This window comes from Gilvimarinus sp. 1_MG-2023 (assembly GCF_030548285.1).
The window spans coordinates 1-263 of the sequence record NZ_JAUOSC010001153.1 but is presented as its reverse complement, the minus strand read 5'-3'; the positions used below and the strand labels follow the sequence as shown (position 1 = coordinate 263).

The 263-nt window shown below is 51.7% G+C and carries 1 protein-coding gene; it reads right to left on the bottom strand.

The features are described 5' to 3' along the window. Positions 1 to 13 precede the first annotated feature (13 nt). On the bottom strand, positions 14 to 263 hold a 250-nt coding region (locus Q4563_RS20470; RefSeq protein WP_303605821.1), incomplete at its 5' end, for a hypothetical protein.

Sequence of the window (263 nt, the reverse complement as noted above, 5' to 3'; positions counted from 1 at the left end):
ATATACAGGCAGTTCAGTGCTTACAAATCGTACAGATCCGGGGTGACAGGTGTTGTGATTTCCGTATTTTCAAGGTTTCTACTCCCTCACCAAAACGCTCTCCTCGAGGCGGAAACCAGCACTGCAATTGTTGTAACCGGTCTTCCAGTCCGTCGTCATCAGCCAGTGCGGTCACAATAGCAGCAGAACGAATCCCGCTGGCAGCAACCGGCTGAATCGTCTCGGTGGTAATACCACCAATACAGGTCAGGGCAACCGCATCA